Genomic DNA, 1,144 nt, shown 5'->3' on the forward strand with positions numbered 1-1,144 from the left:
GGCATGGGCGGCGCCCAGCCGCTCGCCGTCACCCTGAACGACGGCGCCTGCCTGATTGTCGACGTCGACGAGACCCGCCTGCGCCGCCGCGCCGGCAAGCGCTACCTCGACGAGGTGGAAACCGACCTCGACACCGCCCTCGCCAAGGTCCTCAAGGCCAAGGAAGAGCGCCGCGGCTGGTCCGTGGGCTACGTCGGCAACGCCGCCGAGGTCTTCCCCGAAATCCTGCGCCGCCACAACGCCGGCGAACTCACGGTGGACATCGTCACGGACCAGACCTCCGCGCACGATCCCCTGTCCTACCTCCCCGAAGGCATCACCGTGGCCGAATGGCAGGCCGAGGCCGCCGCGGACCCGGAAGGGTTCACCAAGAAGGCGCAGGCCTCCATGGCCCGGCACGTCCAGGCCATGGTCGAATTCCAGGACGCCGGCGCCGAGGTGTTCGACTACGGCAACTCCATCCGTGACGAGGCCCGTAAGGGCGGCTACGACCGCGCCTTCGAGTTCCCCGGCTTCGTCCCGGCCTACATCCGGCCGCTGTTCTGCGAAGGCCTGGGCCCGTTCCGCTGGGTGGCACTCTCCGGTGACCCCGAGGACATCCGCGTCACCGATGAGGCGATCAAGGAACTGTTCCCGGAGAACAAGCACCTGCACCGCTGGATCGACGCAGCCCAGGAACGCGTCGAATTCGAAGGGCTGCCGGCCCGGATCTGCTGGCTGGGCTACGGCGAACGCGCCAAGGCCGGCCTGCTGTTCAACCGGCTCGTCAAGGAAGGCAAGGTCAAGGCCCCCATCGTGATCGGCCGCGACCACCTCGACTCAGGCTCCGTCGCCTCCCCCTACCGCGAAACCGAGGCCATGGCCGACGGCTCCGACGCGATCGCCGACTGGCCCATGCTCAACGCCCTGCTCAACACCGCCTCCGGCGCCACCTGGGTCTCCCTCCACCACGGCGGCGGCGTCGGCATCGGCCGTTCCATCCACGCCGGCCAGGTCGCCGTCGCCGACGGAACCGACCTCGCCGCCGAAAAGCTCGAACGCCTCCTCACCAACGACCCCGGCATGGGCGTCATCCGCCACGTCGACGCCGGCTACGACCGCGCCCTCGAGGTCGCCAAAGAACGCGGCGTCCGCATCCCCATGC

At 69.7% G+C, this 1,144-nt stretch carries 1 protein-coding gene; it reads left to right on the top strand.

The window, feature by feature from the left end; genetic code table 11:
- Positions 1-1,144 (top strand): urocanate hydratase (gene hutU / locus J2805_RS23900; protein ID WP_309980552.1); only part of this gene is annotated, 1,144 nt, incomplete at both ends.

Source organism: Arthrobacter oryzae (assembly GCF_031454875.1).
Classification (GTDB): domain Bacteria; phylum Actinomycetota; class Actinomycetes; order Actinomycetales; family Micrococcaceae; genus Arthrobacter; species Arthrobacter oryzae_D.